This is a genomic window from Chryseosolibacter indicum (assembly GCF_018598585.1).
Classification (GTDB): Bacteria; Bacteroidota; Bacteroidia; order Cytophagales; family Cyclobacteriaceae; genus Chryseosolibacter; species Chryseosolibacter indicus.
Window position 1 is genome coordinate 1 of sequence record NZ_JAHESD010000030.1, and the last position, 26121, is coordinate 26121.

The 26121-nt window shown below is 39.4% G+C and carries 18 protein-coding genes; 12 read left to right on the forward strand and 6 right to left on the reverse strand.

From position 1 onward, the window contains the following. The 4 genes from KK060_RS13715 to KK060_RS13730 form a co-directional block, all read right to left on the reverse strand. Positions 1-946: gluzincin family metallopeptidase (locus tag KK060_RS13715; RefSeq protein ID WP_496196141.1), on the reverse strand; the 946-nt coding region annotated here is incomplete at its 3' end. 133 nt (positions 947-1079) lie between these two features. Continuing rightward, positions 1080-3317, reverse strand: coding sequence for a M1 family metallopeptidase (locus KK060_RS13720; RefSeq protein WP_254154315.1), 2238 nt, complete (start codon positions 3315-3317; stop codon positions 1080-1082). A gap of 47 nt (positions 3318-3364) precedes the next feature. After that, positions 3365-5584: a M1 family metallopeptidase gene (locus tag KK060_RS13725; protein ID WP_254154316.1), complete on the reverse strand. Its 2220-nt coding sequence runs from the start codon at positions 5582-5584 to the stop codon at positions 3365-3367. 40 nt (positions 5585-5624) lie between these two features. Beyond that, on the reverse strand, positions 5625-6215 hold the full coding sequence (locus KK060_RS13730) for a HupE/UreJ family protein (RefSeq protein ID WP_254154317.1): 591 nt from the start codon (positions 6213-6215) through the stop codon (positions 5625-5627). A 173-nt stretch (positions 6216-6388) separates the two neighbouring features. Here KK060_RS13730 and KK060_RS13735 point away from each other — a divergent pair, with 173 nt between their 5' ends. The 4 genes from KK060_RS13735 (at position 6389) to prmA (ending at position 10030) form a co-directional block, all read left to right on the forward strand. After that, positions 6389-6898, forward strand: coding sequence for a DUF6702 family protein (locus tag KK060_RS13735; protein ID WP_254154318.1), 510 nt, complete (start codon positions 6389-6391; stop codon positions 6896-6898). Positions 6899-6999: 101 nt separating this feature from the next. Further along, positions 7000-8007 carry a gliding motility lipoprotein GldB gene (gldB, locus tag KK060_RS13740; RefSeq protein WP_254154319.1) on the forward strand — a complete coding sequence of 336 codons (1008 nt, stop codon included), beginning with the start codon at positions 7000-7002 and terminating at the stop codon, positions 8005-8007. A gap of 414 nt (positions 8008-8421) precedes the next feature. Further along, on the forward strand, positions 8422-9183 hold the full coding sequence (gene tpiA / locus KK060_RS13745; RefSeq protein WP_254154320.1) for a triose-phosphate isomerase: 762 nt from the start codon (positions 8422-8424) through the stop codon (positions 9181-9183). Positions 9184-9193: 10 nt separating this feature from the next. Then, entirely contained in the window at positions 9194-10030 is an 837-nt protein-coding gene (prmA, locus tag KK060_RS13750; RefSeq protein ID WP_254154321.1) for a 50S ribosomal protein L11 methyltransferase, read from the forward strand. Between the two features lie 111 nt (positions 10031-10141). On the opposite strand, the gene KK060_RS13755 is transcribed toward prmA, so the two are convergent. Beyond that, a complete protein-coding gene (locus tag KK060_RS13755; protein WP_254154322.1) occupies positions 10142-10903 on the reverse strand; it encodes an alpha/beta fold hydrolase in 762 nt (253 codons plus the stop codon). 198 nt (positions 10904-11101) lie between these two features. On the opposite strand from KK060_RS13755, the gene lysA reads away from it, so the two are divergent. From lysA to KK060_RS13770, 3 genes are all read left to right on the forward strand, one after another. After that, entirely contained in the window at positions 11102-12334 is a 1233-nt protein-coding gene (lysA, locus tag KK060_RS13760; RefSeq protein ID WP_254154323.1) for a diaminopimelate decarboxylase, read from the forward strand. Positions 12335-12485: 151 nt separating this feature from the next. Next, positions 12486-14636, forward strand: a complete 2151-nt coding sequence (locus KK060_RS13765) for a protein-disulfide reductase DsbD family protein (RefSeq protein WP_254154324.1) — start codon at positions 12486-12488, stop codon at positions 14634-14636. Between the two features lie 180 nt (positions 14637-14816). Further along, the gene (locus KK060_RS13770; RefSeq protein WP_254154325.1) at positions 14817-16118 is read left to right on the forward strand and encodes a peptidoglycan DD-metalloendopeptidase family protein; all 1302 of its coding nucleotides are present in this window, start codon (positions 14817-14819) and stop codon (positions 16116-16118) included. Between the two features lie 51 nt (positions 16119-16169). On the opposite strand, the gene KK060_RS13775 is transcribed toward KK060_RS13770, so the two are convergent. Further along, a complete protein-coding gene (locus KK060_RS13775; protein WP_254154326.1) occupies positions 16170-16856 on the reverse strand; it encodes a metallophosphoesterase in 687 nt (228 codons plus the stop codon). Positions 16857-17013: 157 nt separating this feature from the next. Here KK060_RS13775 and KK060_RS13780 point away from each other — a divergent pair, with 157 nt between their 5' ends. The 5 genes from KK060_RS13780 (at position 17014) to KK060_RS13800 (ending at position 25839) form a co-directional block, all read left to right on the forward strand. After that, complete coding sequence (locus tag KK060_RS13780; RefSeq protein ID WP_254154327.1) at positions 17014-18000, forward strand: AAA family ATPase; 987 nt, start codon at positions 17014-17016, stop codon at positions 17998-18000. Between the two features lie 333 nt (positions 18001-18333). Continuing rightward, positions 18334-21147 (forward strand): TonB-dependent receptor, encoded by a 2814-nt coding sequence (locus tag KK060_RS13785; RefSeq protein ID WP_254154328.1) that lies wholly within the window; start codon positions 18334-18336, stop codon positions 21145-21147. 195 nt (positions 21148-21342) lie between these two features. Then, a complete protein-coding gene (locus KK060_RS13790; RefSeq protein ID WP_254154329.1) occupies positions 21343-22728 on the forward strand; it encodes a beta-helix domain-containing protein in 1386 nt (461 codons plus the stop codon). Positions 22729-22804: 76 nt separating this feature from the next. Next, positions 22805-23413 carry a hypothetical protein gene (locus KK060_RS13795; protein WP_254154330.1) on the forward strand — a complete coding sequence of 203 codons (609 nt, stop codon included), beginning with the start codon at positions 22805-22807 and terminating at the stop codon, positions 23411-23413. 569 nt (positions 23414-23982) lie between these two features. Beyond that, entirely contained in the window at positions 23983-25839 is a 1857-nt protein-coding gene (locus KK060_RS13800) for a fibronectin type III domain-containing protein (protein ID WP_254154331.1), read from the forward strand. Positions 25840-26121 lie beyond the last annotated feature (282 nt).

Genomic DNA, 26121 nt, shown 5'->3' on the forward strand with positions numbered 1-26121 from the left:
CATTATCAGCTTGGTATCTCCAGGTTTTCTTTGCTGTTGATTTCGTCTTTTCTTTTGCTCTTGCTTCTTCTTCTGTCACAACGAACATCGGCTTATCAAAAGAAGATTTCGCTTTTTCAAAACGTTCGATCTCTTTTGCTGAAAGTACTTCCTTTGCGTTTAGCAAGGTTCCGGTAGAAGCAACGATGTGATCGGCAGGTACGGTAATGTTTACTTTATAGTTACCGAACTCCAGCGCAAACTCACCTAGACGTTGAAACTGCTTGTTCTGCCAGCCTTCGTAATCATCATAAGCACACATCCGTGGAAACCAATGTGCAATAAGGTAGACGTTGTTTTTGTCTTCTGGGAAGTGCTCATACCCTTCGCGGGAGAGGAGGAAGAGGCTTCTGTCTGTTATAGGGTAAGACCATTGAATGGAAAAGGTGTATGTTTCTCCTGGTTTAATTGCTGTTGGAAGATCAACTCTTCCCATGGTTTTGTTAACAACAATAGGAAGGTTCTTCCCACTTTTATCAGTAATGGAAGTAATCGTATAACCAGCTTCAAATTCCATCGGGCGCATAAGGTATTGAGCCCTTAACGTAGTGAGGGAATCTTTTACACCACCGAAGATATCACCGAAATCTTCACTTCCTTTTTTGTTGATATTCTGATCAAGCTGAAGCCACAGAAAGCGCAGTGACTCCGGGGAGTTATTGTAGTAAGTGATCGTTTCCTTTCCTGACAATATATTTTTAGCCTCGTCAAGTTCAGCATCAATTACATAGTCTGCTCGTTGTTGCCAGTACTTCCCACCAGGGGCACCGGAAGCCGAGCGATATTCATTGGGTGTTGGCAGCATTTGTTCCAGCTGCTCAAACTTGCCCTGCCATTGCTTTTGCTCCTGGGCTACAGCAACAACAGACATCAAGGTGAGGGCAATTAAGATTGCATTTCTTTTCATTTTTTGAGTTGTTTTTAATCTTTTAAGAGAGGTTAGGTTGGTGCAGTGTAAAACCAGATATAGGTTTTATATACAGCCGTAAAAATAAAAAAACCACTTCATTTCTGAAGTGGTTTTTAAATGAGGGGTCATTCTAGTTCTTATCTTTTTTAAACTGATCGAACTTTGACTCGGTATTCTTTGGGAAGCTGTTATTGCTTGTTTCTACATCGGCAAGTTCAGCGTTAGGATCTACTACAATGTTGACTACCTCTTTGCTCTTTACAAAAACTTTAGTCACTTCATTTTCATTAATTCTCCAAATCTCGGCAGGAATACGTTCTATTTCTTTAGAGCCATCTTTGTAAGTCCATTCAATAACAATTGGCGTCACAAGGCCTCCAACGTTTTTAAACTTCAACTCATAGATGTTTTTATCTCTCAGTTTTTCTCTGATGCCGTTGTCATCAACCTTACTCTTGAACTCACCATAGTTAGATTCAGGTGTGTTAAGAAGAGTAAAATCCTGAGGACCATTACTGAAGTCTTTAGAAGGTGAAGTGTTGGCAGTATTAGCTGCTGCTAGATCTCCCTTTTTCGTTTTAACATTTTTCTTCTCAGGATCTACGGTTTCATTCTTTACTTTAAACCATTTTACATCAGCTAGTTCAATATCAACGTTATCTGTCGTATAGAACCAGCCTTTCCAGAACCAGTCAAGATCTACTGCAGAGGCATCTTCCATGGTTCGGAAGAAATCAGCAGGTTTAGGATGTTTAAATGCCCAACGCTCTGCATATTCTTTAAACGCACGATCAAATAACTCAGGGCCCATTACCGTTTCACGAAGCACGGTTAACGCAGCTGAAGGTTTAGTATAAGCGTTAGGTCCGAATTCGTTCGGCCTGATATTATCTGAAGTTGACATAACCGGTCTCATCTGGCTCTTGTCTCCTTTCATAAAGGGTACAATGCCTTTTGGTGTTCCGCGTGTTCCTGCAAGTTCAGGATAACGTACTCTCATCGTTTCTTTTTCAAGGAAGGTATTGAGGCCTTCATCCATCCACGACCATTGACGTTCATCTGAGTTTATGATCATTGGGAAGAAGTTGTGCCCTACCTCGTGTACAATAACCATAACGGTAGAGAAGAGCGTTTGCTGCGAATATGTGCCATCTTTATTTGGCCTGCCACCGTTAAAGCAAATCATAGGGTATTCCATTCCTTGATTGGCGGTATGAACAGAGTATGCTACCGGGTAAGGATATTCGATCGTACGCTCTGAATAAACTTCAAGTGCATTTTTGATGGCTTTAGTAGATTCTTTACCCCAGAGTGGGTTTCCTTCTTTTGGATATAACGACTGTGCTAAAGGAGTTTTATTGCCTACTTTAACAGCCTGCGCGTCCCAGATAAATTTGCGAGAATGAGCAAAGGCAAAGTCTCGAACGTTCTCTGCATGAAACTCCCATGTGCTCTTCTTTGTCGATTTTGTTTTCTCTTTAGCTCTTGCTTCTTCTTCTGACACAATGATTACTGGCTTGTCGAACGTACGTTTTGCTGTTTCGAATTTCTGTATCTGATCTGGCGTTAAAACTTCTTTCGCGTTTTGAAGTACACCACTTGCGCCAACAATGTGATCAGAAGGAACAGTGATTCTTACTTTATAATCGCCAAATGTTAAGGCAAACTCACCTTGTCCCAGAAACTGCTTGTTCTGCCATCCTTCATAATCGTCGAACACACACATGCGTGGGAACCACTGTGCAAAGGTGTAAACATAGTTCCCATCCTCAGGAAAGAATTCATAACCACCACGGCCATTAAAAACCTGGCGGTTGTATTCTTTGTATGACCAGTCAACAGAAAATGTAAACTTCTCACCTGTCTTTAACGGAGCAGGAAGGTTTACACGCATCATCGTATTGTTGATAACATAAGGAAGGGCCTTGCCACCTGCATCTTTTACAGACTTAATGGTGTAGCCTCCTTTATAATCAGAAACTGTTATGCCCGAAACATAACCTAAAAATGCAGCAGGTATAGAATCTCTTACTGCACCTGTTTCGGTTTTATCAGTCATGTTATCAGGACCAAAAACATTCTGATCTAACTGCAGCCACAGGAAGTTAAGGGCTTCGGGTGCATTGTTGTAGTATGTAATGGTTTCAGATCCTGTAAGCAGTTGCGTCTTGTCATCAACTTCTACATTAATAACATAGTCAGCGCGTTGTTGCCAGTAGTTAGGACCAGGTGACCCTGACCCTGTCCGGTAGCTGTTAGGCGTAGGTAATACTTCTCCGAGCTGTTCAAATTTTCCTTTCCAGTTCTGCTGTTGTGCCTGTATGTTTACAGCACACAATACAGCAATCCCTAAAATCACAAATCGCATGTTAATCCTCATAGTTTATTTTGTCAACTATCGATGTTGTCAACCAATTAATTTTTCTTTTTAAACTCGTCAAACTTAGAGTCGCGCTGAACTTTAGGGAAGATGTTATCTTCAATGTTTACGTCAGCAGTTTCAAGATTTGGGTCAACCATTATATTGGTTACCTCCTTGTCTTTTACAAACACTTTAGTCACCTTCTGCTCGTTGATTCTCCAGATTTCTGCAGGTATTTTTTCAAGTTCTTTTGTTCCGTCTTTGTAAGTCCATTCAATAATAACAGGCATAACAAGACCTCCCTTGTTAGAGATTGTTACCTCGTAGATGTTCTTGTTCTCAAGCTTAGCCATGATCCCTTTATCGTCTACCCTGCTACGGAATTCGCCATAGAACTGAGGATCAGTTTCAATTAAAGAAAACTCTTCAGGGCCGTTGCTAAAGTTGTCATACTTTTTATCAGTAGTTCCTTGGGCGGCAAGATCACCCTTCTTTGTTTTTACGTTTTTGCTTTCAGGCTTCGACTTGTCGTTGCGCAGTTTAAACCATTTAACCTGTTCAAGCGTCTGGTCAGTAACATCGGTTGTATAGAACCATCCTTTCCAAAACCAATCAAGATCTACAGCTGAAGCATCTTCCATAGTACGGAAGAAGTCTGCTGGCTTAGGATGTTTAAAAGCCCAACGTTGTGCATATTCTTTAAAAGCTGCATCAAATAATTGGGGGCCCATTACTGTCTCACGAAGGATATAAAGAGCTGTTGCAGCTTTGGCATATTGTTCAGGACCAAACTGAATAACTTGTTCTGAGTTTGTCATCAATGGACGCATCAGATTTTTATCGCCCTTCATGTATTGAACAATACCTGATGGCTTGCCACGACTCCAATCAATATCAGGATAGCGCTCAAGCTCGGTCATTAGCTGAACAAAGCTGTTAACACCTTCATCCATCCAGGTGGTCTGGCGCTCATCGTTGTTGATGATCATGGGGAAGAAGTTATGCCCTACTTCGTGAACAATTACACCGATCATACCTTGTTTTAGTTGAGGGGTATATGTTCCGTCTTTTTTAGGACGACCGAAGTTGAAACAAATCATCGGGTACTCCATACCAATGCTTGCAGCATGTACAGAGATAGCTACCGGATATGGATAATCTATTGTGAACTTAGAATAAACTTCTAATGTATTCTTTACTGCTTTTGTTGACTCCTGCTCCCAAAGTGGATTACCTTCTTTAGGATAGTAAGACATTGCAAGTGGTGTTTTGTTTCCGATTCTCACCGCCTGTGCGTCCCAGATAAACTTACGTGATGATGCAAAAGCAAAATCTCTTACATTATCAGCATGGTATTCCCATGTTTTCTTCTGTTTAGATTTTGTTTTCTCTTTTGCGGTAGCTTCTGATTGTGTTACAATAATTACAGGCTTGTCGAACGACTTCTTCGCTTTCTCAAAACGTTCGATTTCAGCTTTGGTAAGTACATCTTGTGGGTTTTGCAATACACCTGTAGCGGCAATGATATGATCTGCAGGTACGGTAATGCGTACTTTATAGTTTCCGAAAGGCAGCGTAAACTCACCACGACCAAGGAACTGCTTATTCTGCCAACCCTGATAATCGTCATACACGCACATACGTGGGAAGAACTGCGCTATGGTATAAACGTAGTTTCCATCTTCGGGGAAAAACTCTAAGCCACTGCGCTGGCCGTAAATGCTGCGATCTACAATGTTAAAAGACCAGTCTACATTAAAAGAAACTTTCTCACCTGATTTTAAAGGCTGAGGTAAGTCAACGCGCATCATGGTGTTGTTGATGGTAAACGGAAGACCTTTGCCGGAAGCATCTTTTACAGCCTTAATGTTAAACCCTGCTTTAAAATCAGACACCTGCGCTGCAAAAGTTTTAGCTGCTGCAGAATCTTTAACGGCGCTTGTGCTTGTTGACTTTAATGTATTGTCATCAGAAAGTACATTCTGATCGAGTTGCAACCAAAGATATTTTAATACATCAGGTGAATTGTTATGGTACGTAATGGTTTCAGTTCCGTTGATGGTCTGGTTATCATCATTTAACTCAACACTGATAACATAGTCTGCCTGCTGTTGCCAGTATTTTGGACCAGGAGAACCAGAACCGGTTCTGTATTCATTAGGTGTTGGCAGTGCTTGTTCAAGTTGTTCAAACTTTCCCTGCCATTTGGGTGATTCCTGTGCCCAGGCAAAGTTTACAAGAAGCACAAGAACAATTAGAATTAAACGACGCATAGAATAATATAAAGGTTAATGGTTTTGTTTTTCTTCAAGATTACATCCAGAATATTTTATCCTTGATGAGAATAAGGGCGATACCTGCCACAGCGGAAGAGATTACCATCTTCCAATCTCTGCGGCTTACACCTAAAAGATTCACCAAAATAAAGCAGGTAACAAGGAGCAGTACAACAATAATTATTTGTCCAAACTCTAAACCAAGATTAAAGGCAAAAAGCTGGGATACAATACTGCGGTCGCGGCCTAGTATACTTTTAAGGTAGTTAGAAAAGCCAAGACCGTGAATTAAACCGAAAACGCCTGCATAGAAATAGTTCAATTGAAACGCCCGCCCACTAATTGCATCTTCAGATTTAAATAGATTAGAGGCGGCAGTTATAAATATTGTTACTGGAATTAAGAATTCAATAAGCTCGGCTCTTACAGTAATAATATCTAAGGTTGAAAGTGCCAGCGTAATAGAATGTCCTAATGTAAAAGCGGTTACAAGTATTAAAACCTGTTTCCAATCCTTAAGCTGATATAAAGCGCATAGTGCAATAACAAATAAAATGTGATCATAACCGTTCGCGTAATCCAGGATATGATCCCTTCCGAGGTCAAAATATAATCTAAACTGGCTCATGTATAGGCTGAAACTTCAATAATACCGCTTATTTTGGGATTGATAAACAGGATTTACTTTAAATTATTAAACCCTACCGGTGATGCAGAGTAGTGTAAATTGGTTGGTCGAAAATCATTTCAATTCGCATATTTGGCGGATGTTTTGCTAATCTTGAAGTTACAAATTTAGATATGACCGCCCTTACAACGATTTACTACACCATTGCACAATTAACAGCCCTGATATTCTTTTTGCATCCGCTGCATGTATCGGTAACCGAAATTGAATTTGATGAAAAAGACAAGGCATTGGAAATTATGATGCGTGTTTTTATCGATGACCTTGAAACCACTTTAAGAAACAGTCTTCAGGATCCGGACCTCGATATTCTTGAGCCGAAAAACGGCAAAACGGTAGACCAGATGATGCAGGAGTACCTGAAAACCAGATTTAAAATTTCGCTTGATAATAAAGTTCAAACAGCAAAATATCTTGGCCACGAACGTGAAGGAGATGCTTTTATATTTTATATAGAAGTTAGCAATGTTAAGAAATGGAAAACAATAAACATTCACAACAACATCATTACGGAGGTTTACGATGACCAGTCGAATCTGGTGCATGTTACCGTAAACGGAAAAGTTAAAAGTTTAAGGCTTACCCGAAATACTCCAGCCGATAATTTAACGTTTAGTAATTAAGTAAGGTCTATTAAGTATATTAACTCGCCCGTTATTTTGCGAAAGCCAAAGAGGGGTGAGTTAATTTTTTATACAATGCTAAGAGGCAAATTGATCATTAAATGAAATATATACCTGTACTTTTTCTTGTATCTGTCTTACTTTGGAATTGCAGTGGTAATAAAACGGAAGAATGTGCAATTCAACCCGACGTTTCACCCATTAATCTTCAGGTTCGAATCGAGCAATTCCAGGATACGCTTGCAGGCATTACATCAAAAAAAGAACTGGTAGCCCTTTTGTCACGGCAACCCGTTATGCGCGATAACCTCTTTCGCCGCAGTGAATATCCTAACGATTCTGTTTTTATTAATGAACTATACACAAAGTTTAGTCATCCCGGCATTGATACCTTACTAACAGAGACAAAAAGAATCTTTGGCGATTTATCCAATCTTGAGTCTGAATTTACCAATGCTTTTAAGAACCTGAAGCATTACTACCCAGACTTCGTCCTACCAAGGGTTCAATCCGTTATCTCAGGAATAGATGGCGATTTGTTTGTAAGCGATACGCTCATCATCGTAAGCCTTGATCACTTCCTCGGTAAGGAAGGAAAATACCGCCCAAAAATGTACGACTATCTCCTTCGTAAATATGATCCGGAGGATATCGTACCATCGTGCATTCTCATCTATGGCATTTCTGATAATTATAACAAAACCAATCTTGCAGATAAGACCGTTCTTGCCGATATGATTGCCTACGGCAAATCTTTCTATTTTGCTAAACACATGTTGCCTTGCGTGCCCGACAGCACGTTGATCTGGTATACCGCCCCTGAAATGAAAGGCGCCCACGAAAACGAAGATTTGATCTGGGCACGTTTTATTCAGGATAAAGTATTGTATTCTACCAGCATGATTGAGAAGAGAAACTACCTGGGCGAACGGCCCGCTACTATACAGGTAGGAGAAAAATGCCCGGGTAGAATCGGTCAATGGGTAGGATGGCGCATCGTGCAGCAGTACATGCAGAAGCACCCCGAAATAACCCTGCCCCAACTCATGAGCGACAGCGATGCCCAGAAGATCTTCAAAGAATCGAACTACAAACCGAAAAGACGCTGATAGTGCCAAAAACTGATTCTTGAGTCTGATACTGATTCCTCTGCGTGATGGTGGCTTGCAACACAGATAAGGGACCGAAAAGAGTGCCTTTAGAGTAGATCCTAGGGATATTTAGTGCTAAATCAGCGTTTTTAGGCTCTAAATAGGGTTTTCCTATGGAAAAAGGCCATTTATCCCTATCACCACCGTACCACCACCGAATCACCACCCTATCTCTATTATATTCTGATGGTACCGGCATGGGAGCGACATGGCACCAGAACTATTCCGATCCCTAATGCCTAATGCCTAACGCCTAATTCCTAATCCCCAATGCCCAACCCCTAATGCCTAATGCCCATACCCGATGCCCAATCCATTTGATAAAGTACGATTAGCTTATATCTTTGAGGCCCAATTAAAACACCGAATAATATGCGTCAGAAAATTGTTGCCGGAAACTGGAAGATGAACAAGACTTTGGAAGAAGCAAACATATTAGCTTCTGAAATCATGGGCATGGTTGCCGATGAAGTAAAAGGTGATGTTAAGGTAGTTTTTTGTACACCATTTCCTTACCTGCTTCCTATTAAAAACATGTTGGGCAACAATCCACGGATTAGCGTTGGCGCGCAGAATTGCAGCGAGCATGAGTCAGGAGCATATACAGGCGAGGTCTCTGCAGCCATGATCAAGTCGATCAATGTTCCTTATGTGATTTTAGGACACAGCGAACGCAGACAATATTTTGGTGAAGATGGGAAGTTGCTTGCCAAGAAAATTGATGTGAGCCTAAAGCATGGCTTAACGCCGATCTTCTGCTGTGGCGAGCCCTTAGAGGTAAGAGAAAGGAATGAACACGAGAGCTTGGTGAAGCAACAGGTTGAAGAAAGCCTTTTTCATTTAGATGCTGCCTCGCTTCAGAAAATAGTAATTGCCTATGAGCCAGTATGGGCTATTGGCACAGGTAAAACTGCTACAGCACAACAAGCACAGGAAATGCACGGTGTTATCCGCAAGCATATTGCCGGCAAATATGGTCAACAGGTGGCGGATAGTATTTCCATTCTTTACGGAGGAAGTGTGAACGCGGGTAATGCAAGAGAGTTATTTGCTTGTCCTGATGTTGACGGTGGCCTTGTAGGGGGTGCCTCGTTGAAGTCAAGAGAGTTTACAGACATTATAAAGAGCGCTTAATCCCAATTTCATGTTCTATACTAAACTGCAGGTTCAGTGCAACACTGAATTCTCTGAGATACTCATGGCTGAACTTGCAGAAATAGGCTTCGATACGTTTCTGGAAAATGAAGATGGGTTTGAAGCCTATGTTGAGGAAGCACGGTACGATGCTGAAGCGTTGGAAATTATTAAAGGGAAATACGCTGATCTAACACCGATAGGTTTTTCTTTTGAAAACATTGAGAAGAAAAATTGGAATGAAGAATGGGAGAAAAGCTATGAGCCGATAATTGTTGATGATAGATGCCTTATACGGGCTGACTTCCATAAAATAGAAAAGAAATATCCATACGAAATTGTGATAACGCCAAAGATGTCGTTTGGTACCGGACATCATCAGACCACTTACCTGATGATTAAAAACCAGATGGATATCGATCACAAGTATAGAAGTGTGATGGATGCAGGGTGTGGCACTGCTATTCTTTCTATCATGGCCGAAAAGCTAGGTGCTAAACGAGTAACAGCCTTTGATATTGATGAATGGAGTGTGATCAATGGAAATGAGAATTTACAGATCAACAACTGCCGGGTAATCGAAATTCAGCAAGGGAAGATTTCTGAGGTAAGCATCAACGGAAAGTTTGATATCATTCTTGCCAACATCAATAAGAACGTTTTGCTCGATGAAATCAAAACCTACTCAACATACCTTAACCCATTGGGTTTGTTACTCCTCAGTGGTTTTTATACACACGATATTGACAACCTTTTACAAGAAGCGAGCAAGTACAACTTCAAGGAACTAAGAAGAGACGAAAAGGAGAAGTGGGCTTGTTTGTTATTGCAGCTGATAGGCGAATAAGCTTCATGTTGGAAACGAGGATTAACCGTTAGAATGTATTGATCTCAGAAAGTATGAGATCAATACTGATTTTTTAACCTCTTAAATCGTACTTTTCGCAAGCCACAATTATTATAGCTTGAGCCAATTCATTACGAGCTCGACAAACTCTTGTGGCTTTTCTGCTTGTACCCAGTGGCCTGTATCAAGTGTTTCCAGCGTTGCAAGCGGAAATATTGTTGGAATTCGTGCCATGTCCTCGTCTCTCACATATTTTGATTTTCCACCTCTTATAAACAGTGTTGGCTTTTCAAACTTGCCTTCAAACTGAAGATCCCAGCCTATCTTACTAAGATTCTTATCAATAGCGGATAAGTTTATCTTCCAGGTAAATCCACCTTCTGGTTTGCGTTGCAGGTTCTTGAGAAGAAATAGTCTTACGTCCTGTTCAGGAACAAACTTCGATAACGGTTCTTCTGCCTGATTGCGGGAAGTAATCGAATCTATAGGTATAGCCTTTAGTCCATCAATGATCACATAGTGCTCAAGGTTATATGGTCTTGGTGCTATATCAACAATAATTAACTTTTCCAGTTTGTCAGGATGTGCTACTGCAAAATTCATCGCTACCTTTCCTCCCATAGAATGACCTATGACAATTGGGTTTTCGAGCTTGTGATCGGTTATAAATTCTGCAAGGTCACTTACCATGCTTGGATAATCGAAGTCGTCGCTGTGTGGCGATTGACCGTGATTGCGTTGGTCGAGAAGGAAAACGCGGTAATCATTTGAAAACACTTTTGCCTGGGGTGTCCAATTATCAGACGAGCCAAAGATTCCGTGAAGTATAATGAGGGGCTGCCCTTGTCCTGATTCTTTATAGAATAATTTCATTCGTTATATTTTTAATCTCAACAGCTGAAGCAGATAGCTTTACAATGCGCTTGTCACAACAATGGTTCCAGCCAATGCTTCGGCTGCCAAAAGTAAGCATTAAGGCCACATAAGGAATAATTTTTTATACCTGCTACTTGATCAAGCCCTTTATTACTCACTAATCCTGATATATATTTGAAGCTTACTAATTTTTGGATGGAATTATCACAAGGAGCTTATAAAGTTCAAAATATTAAGCTTACAGATTTAGCAAATCAATTTGGTACTCCGCTTTATGTTTACGATGCCAATAAGATTGTTCATCAGCTAAAAACACTTAAGACAGCTTTTTCTGGCTCTGATGTGAGAATCAAGTATGCTGCAAAGGCACTTACCAATATCTCTATCCTTAAATTACTTTATAAAAATGGATCGGATGTAGATGTTGTATCCATTCAGGAGGCTCAGCTTGCGTTAAGAGCAGGTTTTAAACCGCATCAGGTTATGTATACGCCGAGCGGGGTTGATTTTGCAGAGATAACAGAGGCTGTTACATTGGGTCTTACTGTGAACCTGGATAACCTTTCGGTTCTTACAAAGTTTGGTGAGAAGTATCATGACACCTACCCCTGCAGCATCCGGTTAAATCCTCACATCATGGCAGGTGGCAATTATAAAATTTCTACTGGCCATAGCAATTCGAAGTTCGGCATTTCTGTATTTCAGCTTCCTGAGATTCATGAGGTAGTGAAGAAGTATAGGATTAAAATCAACGGACTTCACATCCATACAGGCTCTGACATTACAGAAAGTGAAGTGTTTCTGAAGATGGCGGACATCCTGTTTGGTGTTGCCAGAGATTTCCCACACCTCAAGTTTATTGATTTCGGCAGCGGCTTTAAGGTTGCATATAAAGAAGGCGACATTGTTACCAATGTCTATGACCTGGGCTTGAAGCTTTCGAAATCCTTTAATGAATTCTGCCAGCATTACGGCCGTAAGCTTGAGCTTCATTTTGAACCGGGAAAGTTTATTGTTAGTGAAGCAGGCTATCTTTTAGTGAAAGTAAACGTGGTTAAAGCAACACCGTCAGTTACGTTTGTGGGTGTAGATTCTGGTCTTAACCATTTAATCAGGCCTATGATGTATGATGCTTATCACGATATTGCTAATATATCAAACCCTACGGGCTCGCAGAAGCTTTATACCGTTGTTGGCTATATCTGCGAAACAGACACGTTTGGTGCAGATCGCAAGCTTAATGAGGTGCGCGAGGGAGATATACTGGCATTTAAAAATGCAGGAGCTTATGGATTTTCAATGTCGTCCAATTACAACTCAAGGCTAAAACCTGCAGAAGTGCTGCTTATTAATGGCGAGGCAAAGCTTATCAGAGAAAGAGAGCAGTTTGAAGACCTGCTGGCAAGGCAAGTAGAAATTGATATTTAAAGAACATCTCCTCCAGGAAGATTATACTACTTACTTTAAATACCTTACAAGGAACCAACGTCCGTTAACATATCGTTAAGATATTTTAATGCGACCATATTAGTCTTATTTGATACTTTTGGGGTTCTTAATGCACTTTTATAAAAAAATTATGCGCTTACATTTGGTAAGATTAACACTGCTGGCTCTTATCTTATTGCCTGCCACGCTCTTCGGCCAGGTTCTTCAACCTGCAAAATGGACAACAGAGGTTTCAAAGACGAAAGTAAAGTCGGGGGATATTATAGAACTGATCTTTAAAGCAAAGATTGATGATAAATGGTATATGTATGCCAACGACTTTGATCCTGATTGTGGCCCTCTTTTAACAGAGCTTAGTTTTTCAGACGCTAAAAACTTTGAAGTAGTAGGTAAGACAATAGCGGTCAATCCATCGCCTAAACACGATGAGGTTTTCGACTGCGATGTAAAAGTGTTCAAGAAAACAGCGGAGTTCAGGCAAAAAGTAAGAGTACTTGGCGGTACCTTGAAAATAGCAGGCTCTATTCAAGGGCAGGTTTGTACAGAGGTAGATGGAAAGTGCATTCCCTTTGAGGAAGAGTTTTCTTTTGATAACATAGAAGTGACAGGCGCACCAGCTCAGCAGTCACCGACAAAGCAACAATCAAACAATCTTAAAGATGAAAAGCCTGCCGCACAGGATCAGTCTTCATCAAACAATAAGAATAATAGCACTAATGCTGATACATTAAAAACTGCAGCAGCTGCAACCATGCAGGCTCCTTCAGCAACATCTGTAAAAAGTGAAAATAAAGGTCCCATTTTAGATCCAACAATTCTTCAGGGCGAAGCAGAACAACAAGATAGTTCTATTGCAGGTTATATGGTCCTTGCCTTTTTGCTTGGGCTTACATCATTGATAACACCGTGTGTTTTCCCAATGATCCCTATGACTGTAACCTTCTTTCTGAAAGATAACCAGTCGAAAAAAGAAGGTATACGTAACGCGATTATTTTCGGGGTCTCAATCATTGTAATCTATACAATAGCAGGTACGTTATTCGCTTTATTATTTGGCGCCGAAGGGTTAAATGCATTGGCTACGCATTGGTTGCCTAACCTTTTTGTATTCTTCATGTTCATTGTTTTCGCTTTGTCATTTCTTGGATTATTTGAAATCAATGCTCCGTATAAACTTGTTAACAAAGCCGATCGTGCGGCGGAAAAAGGAGGACTTGTTGGGGTGTTCTTTATGTCGGCAACACTTGTATTGGTTTCCTTTTCCTGTACTATCCCTATTGTAGGTAACGTGTTGGTACTTTCTGCGGGAGGCGAAGTTATAAAACCCGTTTTAGGGATGCTGGCTTACTCTGCTGCATTTGCTATTCCTTTTACATTGTTTGCCATATTTCCTGAATGGATGAAGAGCATGCCTAAATCCGGCGGCTGGCTTAACAGCGTAAAAGTAACCTTGGGTTTACTCGAGCTTGCACTCGCGTTGAAGTTCCTGAGCATCGTAGATCAGACTTACCATTGGGGTATACTCGACCGGGATGTAAACATTGCTATTTGGATAGTGATCTTCAGCTTACTTGGGCTCTATTTCCTCGGCAAAATCAGAACTTCAAGTGATACGGTGACCGATAAAGTGTCTGTGCCGAAGTTGATGCTCGCCATTGTTACATTTTCATTTGTAGTCTACCTCATTCCGGGGTTATGCGGTGCTCCTTTAAAAGCGTTAGCAGGTTATCTCCCGCCTATGTATACCCACGATTTCAATTTGTTGGAAGCTTCTAAAGATGATAAAGCAAACCAGTCGTGTGAGGAGCCAAAATATGGTGAATTCCTTCACCTGCCGCACGGTATCAATGGTTATTTCGATTATGACCAGGCCCTGGCTTGCGCCCGCCAGCAAAATAAGCCCTTGTTTATAGACTTTACTGGCCACGGATGTACAAACTGTCGCGAAATGGAGGCTATTGTATGGTCAGATCCTGAAGTTCTGAAAAGGTTAAAAGAAGATTACGTGGTCGTTGCCCTTTATGTGGATGATAAAACTGAGCTGCCCGAACAGGAGTGGTATACCAGCAGGCACGATAATAGAGTAAAGAAAACTATAGGCAAGCAAAATGCGGATTTGCAGATAACAAACCTTAACAATAATGCTCAGCCATTTTATGTTTTGGTAGGAAAAGATGAGAGAGTACTTGCCTGGCCCAAAGCTTATGACAGAAGCATAGAAAATTTCAAAAATTTTCTAGATAGTGGCAAAAAAACTTACAATCAGTTATACGCTAACTAAAGTTCAAAAAGCTTCCAAAGCGTTGAAATTTAGTGAATTCAAGCGGCTGTAGTTAATGTTTTTGTGTAAATACAATAACTTATATATTTGAAAATAAGCTAATTCCACACTTTTGTGGAATTGGATATTTTTAGGACAGGGTTATCTTTGTCACTCTCATTTTTTAAACTGCGCTAGAACATGGTAAAACGCTGGATCGGATTTCTTTTTCTTATCGCCATCACAGGTGGCGTCGTACTGCTCAAAAACTACTATCTGTCAACAAGTCCTAATCAGGAAACTTCACAGATTGACTCAACAACGTTAACGTTGGAATTACAACCTAAAGAACCTAAAGTGGTGTATGGTATGGTGCTGGATGAACGCCAGGTGGTAATTGAGGACAAAATAAAAAGGAACCAGCGGCTTGGGGAAATTTTGGAACAATATAACGTTCCTGCTAAACTGATCAATCAGATCTCTACCCTTTCACGTAAAGTCTTCGATCCGCGTAAAATTGCAGCAGATAAAAAATACACAGTTATTTATGAGCAAGACTCCTTAAAGAAAGCAAAAGCTTTGGTTTATGAGCCTAATGCTATTGACTATATCATCTTCAAATTCGATGACTCATTATCAGTAGATGTTCGCCAGCGCGAAGTTATAACTGTTGAAAAAACTGTTACTGGTGTTATTAAATCAAACCTTTCTCAAACGATCCAGGAGTTAGGAATTACCAATGAACTTACAAACAAGTTTGTCGATATCTTCGGATGGCAGGTAGACTTCCAGCGCTTACAAAAAGGTGATAAGTTCAAGCTTATTTACCACGAACAACAAGTAGAAGGAACCCCGGTAGGTGTTGGTCAAATTGATGCTATTTACTTCGAACACTTTGGTGAAGATTATTACGCTTTCCCTTTTGACCAGGGTAATGGTATCGAGTACTTTGATGCTGAAGGTAAAAGCATGCGCAAGGCTTTCCTGAAGTACCCTATCGAGTTTACACGTATCAGCTCACGTTTTACCATGAACCGCTTTCACCCAGTTCAAAAGCGTTGGAAGGCACATCTTGGAACTGACTTCGCAGCACCAACGGGTACTCCTATTCGTACGGTAGGTGATGGTATTGTTCTCGAAGCACAGTATAAATCCAACAATGGTAACTATGTGAAGATTCGTCATAATGCAACGTATACAACGCAATATCTTCACATGTCTAAAATTGCTGCAGGCATCAGACCCGGAACTCGTGTTCGTCAAGGTGAAACTATTGGTTATGTAGGTAGCACTGGCCTCGCTTCTGGTCCTCACCTTTGCTATCGTTTCTGGAAAAATGGTGTTCAGGTAGATGGTCTGCGCGCAGATTTACCTGCTTCAGAACCTGTTCGTAAAAATATGAGAGAGGCGTTTGAGGTAGTGAAACAAGAGCTTATGCAAAAGCTTAATACTATTCCAGCACCTCAGGAAGAAATTGAAAATGTTTTAGCTTCTGCTCAATAAGAAGTACTAACAATAACAAGAGACTGCCATAAATGGCAGTCTTTTTTTTATTTATACTCTTCTCTTTCTCCCTTCTATTCCGGGATATAGGCCAGGCACCGGATCGCTTATAAATACTTCTTTTGTGTCAATGTTCATCATTGATAATACCCCTGCCCAGCCTGCGCCGGTGTCCATCATCCATACTTCCGATGATTTAATTGGGTGGTTATAAGTTATAGGTGTGTGACCTATATACACCTCTTCATAGCTTGAAAACTTACCATGAATACCCTTCTCATATAAATCAATTGCTGTTCTCGCCAGGTTTCTATCCCACAGGAGAGTTTGTTGAGGTTGTACGTCAATGGGAATGTTAGGATTAAACCCTGCATGCACAAACAACTTGTTGTCTTTCTCGTAATACAAATGAGAATTGTTGAGCAGTTTAATATGACTCTCCGGAATGCCATCTTTATAACTTTCGATGGTTGCCCGCCCGCCTTGCTCAACCCAGATATCCTCTCCTTCGGCGGTTTGCATCCATTCTAAAGTCCAGAAGTCATGGTTGCCGAATACGTAAACAAGGTTTTTAATCTTGAGGAGTTCATCAATACATTGCTTCGTCTCTGGCCAGCCATCGGCAACATCGCCAAGAAAAATAAGGGTATCGTCTTCATAAGAAAATGAGGCACGCTCTAAACACTGCCGCAAAGCACGGTATGCGCCATGAATATCACCCAAAACAAAAGTAGCCATACACTTGTATAGACAGGGGTATAACCGCTGTCTTTAAACATTAAACATTCAACTTTTAACATTACTATTAAAAAAGTAAAACATACTTTTGCCGCAGAAATATTTTTTGCAGGCATAAATCAATAAATCAGTTATTTTGGCGGTTTAATAATTAATTATGGAAGCGGTAACTGTTGAAAAACATCAAGAGCATAAGGAAAAAATCAGACAGGTTATTTCTGAAGTAGGGAAGGTAGTTGTTGGACAGGAATACATGGTTAACCGGCTTTTGGTAGGGTTATTTACCAATGGGCATATTTTACTGGAAGGCGTACCTGGCCTTGCAAAAACACTTACCATCAGCACCCTTGCTAAAGTACTTCACCTCGATTTTCAACGGATACAATTTACTCCCGATCTTCTTCCGGCCGATCTGGTAGGAACGATGATCTACAATCAAAAAGACGCAAAGTTTGAGGTTAAGAAAGGACCTATCTTCGCCAACATTATCCTTGCAGACGAGATAAACCGCTCTCCTGCCAAAGTACAATCTGCGCTGCTTGAAGCCATGCAGGAAAAAACTGTAACCATTGGCGAGACGACTTTCAAGCTTGATAAGCCATTCCTGGTAATGGCCACGCAAAACCCGGTTGACCAGGAGGGAACGTACCCGCTACCTGAAGCCCAGGTCGATCGCTTTATGATGAAGGTCTACGTAAACTACCCTACCAAAGAACAGGAAATGGAAGTGATGCGCAGAATCTCCAACATGAAGTTTGACTACACAGTAAACCAGGTTTTGACAAAAGAAGATATCTTCGATATCCGTGAGCAGGTTAACAGGGTAAAGATCTCTGAATCACTTGAGAAATATATAATAGAGCTTGTGTATGCTACACGCAAGCCACTTGATTACAAACTCAATGATCTTGCACAATATTTACAATTTGGAGCCTCACCACGTGCGAGCATTAACATGAACCTTTCAAGCAAGGCTATTGCCTATATGGATGGACGGGATTATGTACTTCCGGAAGACATCAAAGAAGTGGCATTGGATGTGATGAGCCACAGAATACTTCTGAACTACGAAGCAGAAGCAGATAATGTGAAACCTGCTGATATCGTAAAAACCATATTAACAAAGGTGCCTATTAATAAGTAATAGGTACCAGTTCTTATCTCTTCATTCTCATTTTGCATTTCTGGCTTGGGCATTCCTTAAGATCATTTAAAGGAATCAAAAGGATATTTTGTTAAGAGGAGATAGGCTAGTAATCCTTTCTGTTATCGCCAGATTAAGCAGGTTAAAAAATCTTATAATTAATGTTAAGTCGAAATAGTGTGAAGTAGTTGATAATCACCACAAAGAACTAAAACCTTCAAAATCAGATAAAAAACAACTGTTAGCCAGCCATTTCTACTTAACAATTTGGTAACACTCGCATACCTATGAGGTAATATTGGAGTAGGACCTTTGCAGCAAATCAAAATGATTATGTTTCAAAAAGTTCTTTCGTTTTTGCTACTGCTTGTATCCGCTTATACTTATGGACAGAATGGAACAATTTCAGGTATTGTTACAGACGCCACAACAGGTGAGACGGTAATTGGTGCTAACGTTGTTATTCAAGGAACGACGGTAGGCGCATCTACAGATGTTGAAGGAAAATTTTCAATACCCAATGTAAAACCTGGTACTTACAATTTACAAGTGACATTTGTTACTTATAAAGCACATTTAATTCCTAATGTTCTGGTTGAATCGGGTAAAATCACAAACATTCAGGTTCAGATGCAAGAAGATGTATCTGAGCTAGAGGAGGTAGTGGTAACGGGCACCAGAGAGATCAATAACGATTTTGCACTTCTTAAAGCAATTAAAGAAAGTAAGCTTGTAGTTAGTGGTATTTCTGCTGAACAAATATCAAGATCACAAGACAGAGATGCAGCTCAAGTTGTAAGAAGAGTACCCGGTATTACTTTGCAGGATAATAGGTTTGTAGTCGTCCGCGGCCTTTCATCTCGATACAGTAATGTTATGTTAAATGGAGTCTTAGCCCCTAGTACAGAAGCTGATTCGAGAGCATTTTCTTTTGATATTGTTCCAAGTGGCCTTTTAGACAGGATGTTGATTTACAAGTCTGGTGCAGCAGAATTGCCCGGTGATTTTGCTGGCTCGGTTATCCAGGTAAACACAAAGAGTGCGGTTGATCATAACTTTTTCAACGTTGCTTTAGGTACCGGATATAGGGTTAATACAACATTAACTTCAAGAAGTACTCAACAACGCTCCTCCACAGAATGGTTAGGTTTTGATAATGGAATGAGAGATATGCCAGATGGTGCTCCAGCTGATTATAGAAAATTGGGATTTAATGTATCAAAGATAGAAGCGGAAAGTAGAAAGTTTAAAAACACGTGGGGTCTTGAAGAGCTCAATGTTAAACCGGATGTTCGCTTTAATATTGATTTAGGAAGAGCATTTAAAATAGGTCGTGTTTCTGTTAATTCTATTAATTCATTGAATTATAGTAATACTAATCAATACAATACGATTGAATTTAATAGGTATCAAAATTATACCGAAAACGGAAGTGGTGATTACACAAGCGCGGACATGTTTAGGTATAACGATGAACAATTTATAAACAACGTGCGTGTAGGACTCTTGAGTAATTGGACATTCAGATATAGCGATAAAAGTAGCATTGAATTCAAAAACCTATATAATAGATTAGGGACAACACAAACTACCATTCGCGAAGGTGACAACTTCTTCAGATCACAGCACTATCGAAACTATTCATTGAGATATATCGAAAGAAGTATTTACTCAGGTCAGCTCGAAGGAAATCATGAGCTTGTTACAGATAAGTCAAAAATTACTTGGTTGTTAGGTTATACTTCTGCAAAGAGAAATGAGCCTGATTGGAAAAGATTAGTAACCGCTCGTCCTCTAGGATCTTCTGATGAGGTTGCATACTCTGTTGCTGTCCCGACATCTACCAGTCCATCAAACGCTGCACGCTTTTATCAAAACCTGAATGAATTTAATGCAACTAATCGTCTGGATTTTGAATATTCATTCAATGAAAGGGAGGGGAAAGATCCGTTTGAATTGAAGACAGGTTATTGGTTAGAATATAAAGAAAGGAATTTTGATGCCCGTCAGATAGGACACGTGGCAAGAGACGGCTTTAATCCTGAGATTGCATCCTTGCCTTATAATCAAATCTTCTCTACCAACAACGTCTCTTATAATGGTGGTCATTTTATATCCGAAAACACCAACGTCACTGATTCATACGAAGCAAGTAATGTTCTTACAGCTGGATATGCAAGTTTAAACATGCCGCTGACTTCAAAAATCAGAGTAATACCTGGAATAAGAGTTGAACATAATATTCAAAAGTTAGAAACTGCAGAAGGTGTAGGATCTGCTAAAGTCAATAATCCTGTTACAAGTATACTACCCTTCCTAAATATTTCTTATAATTTAAATACTACCTCATTATTGCGGTTAGCTTACAGCAAGACAGTAAACCGTCCTGAGTTTCGCGAATTAGCTCCATTTACTTTCTACGATTTTGACAATCAATCTGATGTACTAGGCAATCCCAAGCTAAAAATTGCAAATATCCACAATGTCGATCTTCGTTATGAATACTATCCTACACCTAATGAATTTATTTCAGCCGGTCTTTTCTATAAGTATTTCAAAAATCCGATTGAAACGAACATCGATAACGGAACAGATAATCCAGTATTCTTATTTAATAATGCTGACAATGCACAAAACTATGGTGTTGAGGTAGAGATACGTAAATCTTTAGCTTACACTTCATCAAGCCATCTTCTTAACCATACATCTGTTGTCTTTAATGCAAGTTATATTTTCAGTACAATCAACTTGTTAAATGATGGGCAACTAATGGAAAAAGATTCAAGGCCAATGCAGGGGCAGTCTCCTTATATCATTAATGCAGGATTGTTCTATAACGATGAAGACAATGGCTTACAAGCAAATATTCAATATAATATATTTGGGAAACGCATCGCATTTGTTGGTTTATTAGGACAACCAACATGGTGGGAAATGCCTAGAAATGTTATTGACATTACCATTTCAAAAACAATTAGTAAAAGGACTGACTTACGATTAGGGATAAGTGATCTTTTAAACTCGAAATCTTATATAAGAGAAGATGCAAACCTTGACAACGATGTGAGCAATTCCAATACTAACAAAATTGTTCGAAGCACAAGAAGTGGTCAATACATTACACTAGGAGTTGCAGTGAAGTTATAATTCTTGTTTTTAAAAAACTTAAAAGTCCATAGGGGAAGAGTATCATTTTCCTTATGGATTTTTTTATTATCTAAAAATGAAATTCATAACATTGGGTTAATGAATTGTTAATGTGATAGTAAATGCCTTTAATAATAATCGACCTAATTTTGAGTCTTTAAAACCTTAACAAAAAATCTTTTAAGCATGAAAAAGATGAGCAAATTACTCGCATTTTTTATAGCACTAACTTCAATTTTTGCTATGCAGAGCTGCGACGACGACGACGATGATTCACAACCACAAGGTAATGATGAATTAACTGTTCTCGAAGGAAATATCACCGCAGATATGACTTTAAGTGCAGATGAAAAATATTTAATACGTGGTAAAGTTTATGTTAATGCTCCCGCTAAACTTACAATTCCTGCAGGTACAATTCTGTTTGGCGAAAAAGATAGTGATGGTGCATTAATTATTAACCGAGGTGCAATGATTGAAGCTAAAGGAACAGCCGACAAGCCTGTTATCATGACTTCCCAAGCCCCAGTCGGTTTCCGTAATCGTGGTGATTGGGGTGGTTTAATTATCCTTGGTAAAGCATATAATAGCAATGGTGCATCTGCTACTATTGAAGGTGTGAGTGCCTCTGCTGGATCTGAAAATGGTGTATATGGCCCAGGTTCTGGCAATGCAAATGATGCAGATAATTCTGGTACTTTACAATATGTGAGAATTGAGTATGCAGGTATAGCATTGTCGCAAGACAACGAGTTGAACAGTCTCACCATGGGATCTGTAGGTTCAGCAACAACAATAGACCACATTATGGTGTCATATGCAAATGATGACGCTTATGAATGGTTTGGTGGATCAGTGAACCATAAATATCTTATAGCTTATTCTACTAACGACGACGACTTCGATACAGATAAAGGCTATAATGGTAAAGTGCAATTTGGTTTAGTAGTACGTGACAATGGAGTAGCTGATTTTTCAGGATCAAGAGCATGGGAATCTTCTAGTAACACTACTTCTCCTGTGCCTACTGTGGGAGGAATATCAAGACATTCTGCTCCTGTTTTTTCCAATGTTACTGTATTAGGACCAAGATTATTTGGAACTAGCATTGATACCGATTATAAATCCGCTGTAGAGATAAACCAAAGCTCAGCTATTAAAATACATAATTCAATTATTACTGGTTTTGCTACTACAGCTACTTTTGGTAATGAAGGGGCACTAGTTACAGGTAACGTATTCTCGGCGGCAGGAAACAATAATGTGGCTGATGGAGCTTCTGCGCCTATCTCTTTTGCAACAGATAACGCAATAGAAGGTACTGTAACCAATATTTTTGGACCCTATACTGCTAAGAGCGCTTCTAACCAAGCCAATAACAACGTTTACTCACATTCTGGCTTGCCTGCATCTGCTTATCAGGTAGGTACTAGTCCTTATTTGACTGGCGCAATAAATTTAAGTGCTGATCCATTCTTCCAAAATGTAGCATATAAAGGTGCTTTTGGAACAAGTGCAGATGCTGGATGGAACATAACTTCACCATGGGTTAATTTTGATCCAAACAGCGCAACTTATTAATTGAAATCATTTTATAATTAAAGTCTGGGCTATTCAGTCCAGACTTTTTTTATTTTTGAATAACCATCATGTTAAAATGAGAACATCGTTGATTTTCATAGCGCTTATGTGCTCACTATTACTGTCTTGTAATAATTCTTTTGATGCAAAAGACAACTTAACTAATGAGGAGTATGAAGAAGTACTAATGAAAGTTGCCCCTTATGTCATAAAAAAATCAGATGACTTTTCATATGAAGACCGGTTTAAACCTGAAAATGCTAGTTACTACCAAAGATTCATAGAGAAATCAAAAGGTGAGCTGAAGTATTTTAAAAAAACGGATACTGCTTCAATATTCTTCTTCAGTTACAAAGATTTGTCAAGTTTGTATGAGCATTATCAAGGGCTTGGCGGATACTACCGCACAGATGATAAAGGAAAGATAACTTTCTTAAACATTCTTTACCATACACCGCGTTTTACTAAGGAGGAACAACGCGAAAAGGACCAAATTCTGTTCGAAGAAATGGTCAGCAAAGGCAATGTTAATGCTTATATTGGAAATAGGAAATTTATTCACACACCTAATAAGGATTTCTACTACAACACAAAACTCAACAAATGGGATTACACTCCTAACTCTTCGTGGAAATTTTTGAATGAAGCAAAACAAGAAGCATTGAAGGCTGATAGCGTGAAGTAAAACAAGCGCATCTACATGTCCTTTAAGTAATATTGAATAAGACTAGGGATACAGACGATTGACCAAAGCAGATCTGAACTCCCTGTTTGTGACCGATATTATCATTTGAAGACTTTGGATTTGTAAGAATATCATCAAATCCAAGAGAATCAGGAATTAATGTTGCTCACGAATTGCTTGAGAACATACCTGGTAAAGAAGCGGGGTAAATTTATATTTCTTTCAGCACTACAATGAAACTCCTCATTGAGTGTTCTTGATGACCTCCAGGCGGAATGAAGCGAAAAAAGGAGTGCCTCATGTATGTATTAAATGTAAAAATATGGATAACCCAATTGAGAGAGAGGCAAGGACATATCATAATACGTTTGGAGTAACACACATTCCAACATTGTTACAATGGTTAAGGGAGAGTTTAATTAAAAAGAGGTAAAAAGTGTTCTAAAGGATTGGAGTAGAAATTTAATCAATTAATAACTCGAAATAAATATTTGCTAAGAAACGGTTTTTTAGATTTAACAGGGAAAGGGAGATGTTATTATGACTTATTAAATCTTAAAATAAATAGTATGATTAAAATTTTACTTAGCAGGAAGAGCATGCTAGTCATCTTATTCTTGATTGCTATTAGTCCAGTTTTTTCCCAATCGCAGAATTATGATACGTGGGAAATTGTGTCAGCAAGTTTAAGTGGGGGCAAAGTAGTTATAAACGCAAATGAGACTAGGGTAATTAAATTTCGAGTAACAGCAAAAAGGCAATTAAATCCGAGTGGTAACCCCAACGAATGGTTGCCTGTAAACTTTCAATTTCAATTGGCGCGCATGCCCAGTGGCGCTCAATCATGTGGGTGTACTGCTATCTCCAATATTCAAACAATTACGTCAGCAGATTTTGGTACTAATGAAGCCTTTGTAACAAAGGAATATTCAGTCTCTGTAACAGCTCAATCAGGTTCCTCATCCACCGGATCCGCGCTAAGGAACGGCGACAGGATTGTATTAGTAGTAGGAGGGCCGTGGGCTCCTAGTAAAGCTTATTCAGTAACGGTCAATATACCACCTTCTGTACCTGCCGCACCTACTAATCTTACTATATCAGCTGGAGCATCTTGCAAAGTAGATTTATCATGGACTAAACCATCAGGCACTGTTACAGGCTATAAGATTTATGTTAATGATGTATATAATCAATCTTTAACATCAACATCTACTACTATATCCAACCTTAATGCAAATACCACTTATGCCTTAAAAGTTACTGCTTATAATTCTCTTGGAGAATCGCCCAAAAGTACTGCAGCAAATTATACCACTTCAGCAGATCCTATTGGAACTTCTCTAAATAATCCGATTAACGTTACTTTGCAACCCCAACAGTTTTATTATGATGCACGTAGCAATGTGTCATCCAATTGCTATAGAAATGATTTAGATGCTAATGGAGATAACCAATTTACAGGACAACCGAGTGACGATGTTTACTATAAGTTTTATAGTCAGTATTCGGGTGAGTTACAAATTTCTCTTTGTGGGTCATCATTCACAAATACTAGGATACACCTTCTAAAATATACTGCTGCAACATGGGTGTGGGTTGAACGTGATATAAACGAACGCACGTTATGTGCAAGCCTGCAAACTTCACGCGTTCAAGGAATTGAGCCGGGTACTTACGCGGTAGTTATTGAAGGTGACGGTTCCAGTTCAGGTACATACAATCTTAGTATGATATTAGATACGCGATTTGTTCCAGGTTCAGCTTGGTATATTCCAATAGATGCAGGCGTTTTTGGAAGTTGTACTAACTTTTATGATAATAAACCTTGGATTAATCCTACGTTTATTGACAATTACGGAGGACCTGGCGATGACGTTTACTACAAATTCTCATTAAGTACAGAAGCTAATATTGTCATTGCAGCCTGCAATGATATCCATGATTTTAGGGTTCATTTACTAAACAATGAAAATCAGTTAATCATGGATGGTAATGTTGAACCTTGCTATATTAGTACTTTCCTTCCAGCAGGAAACTATAAGGTAATAGTAGAGGGTGAGCCTGATAGCTACCCTCACGAATATAATTTACCTGTCTCAATTTGGACAAGTGATTGTTTTATCGGAGGAAAGTCTGCTGCAAATGGCTTCACGATATCTAGCAATGAAACATTAAATAGTGACTCAAAAGTAAATGAAGATATTAAAGTATTTCCAATCCCTGCTCGTGAAATAGTAATAGTTGAGCCTGAAATGGATCATACATATGGGGTGAAAATTTTAGATATGTCCGGCACTGTTATTAGAGCGTGGAATAATCTTAAAGGCTCTAATAAATTGGACATCATTAATATAAAAAAGGGGATATATATAATTGAAGTTAAATCACTAAACAGAACATTGAAAAGGCGCATTGAACTTAATTAAACTAATAAAGTTGACTAGTCCCGACAAAGTTGACAAGTTGTAGTTAATTATAATCATGTTAAAAACTTCGGTGGCTTGTTTGGCCCCGAGGTTTTTGATTCCACTTACGTGGGTATTCCGTTTTGAGCATATTCCAACTTAAATGGCGGGCCTTGATTATGAATAGATAATGCTTCAAGCTAAACCAAATAAATCTTTTTCCTGTCAAAAAGTCTCTAAAAAAGGGGGGATGTACGAGGGATATTGCTAGGATTTAGGATGCCTTACCACCGGTTTATCTGC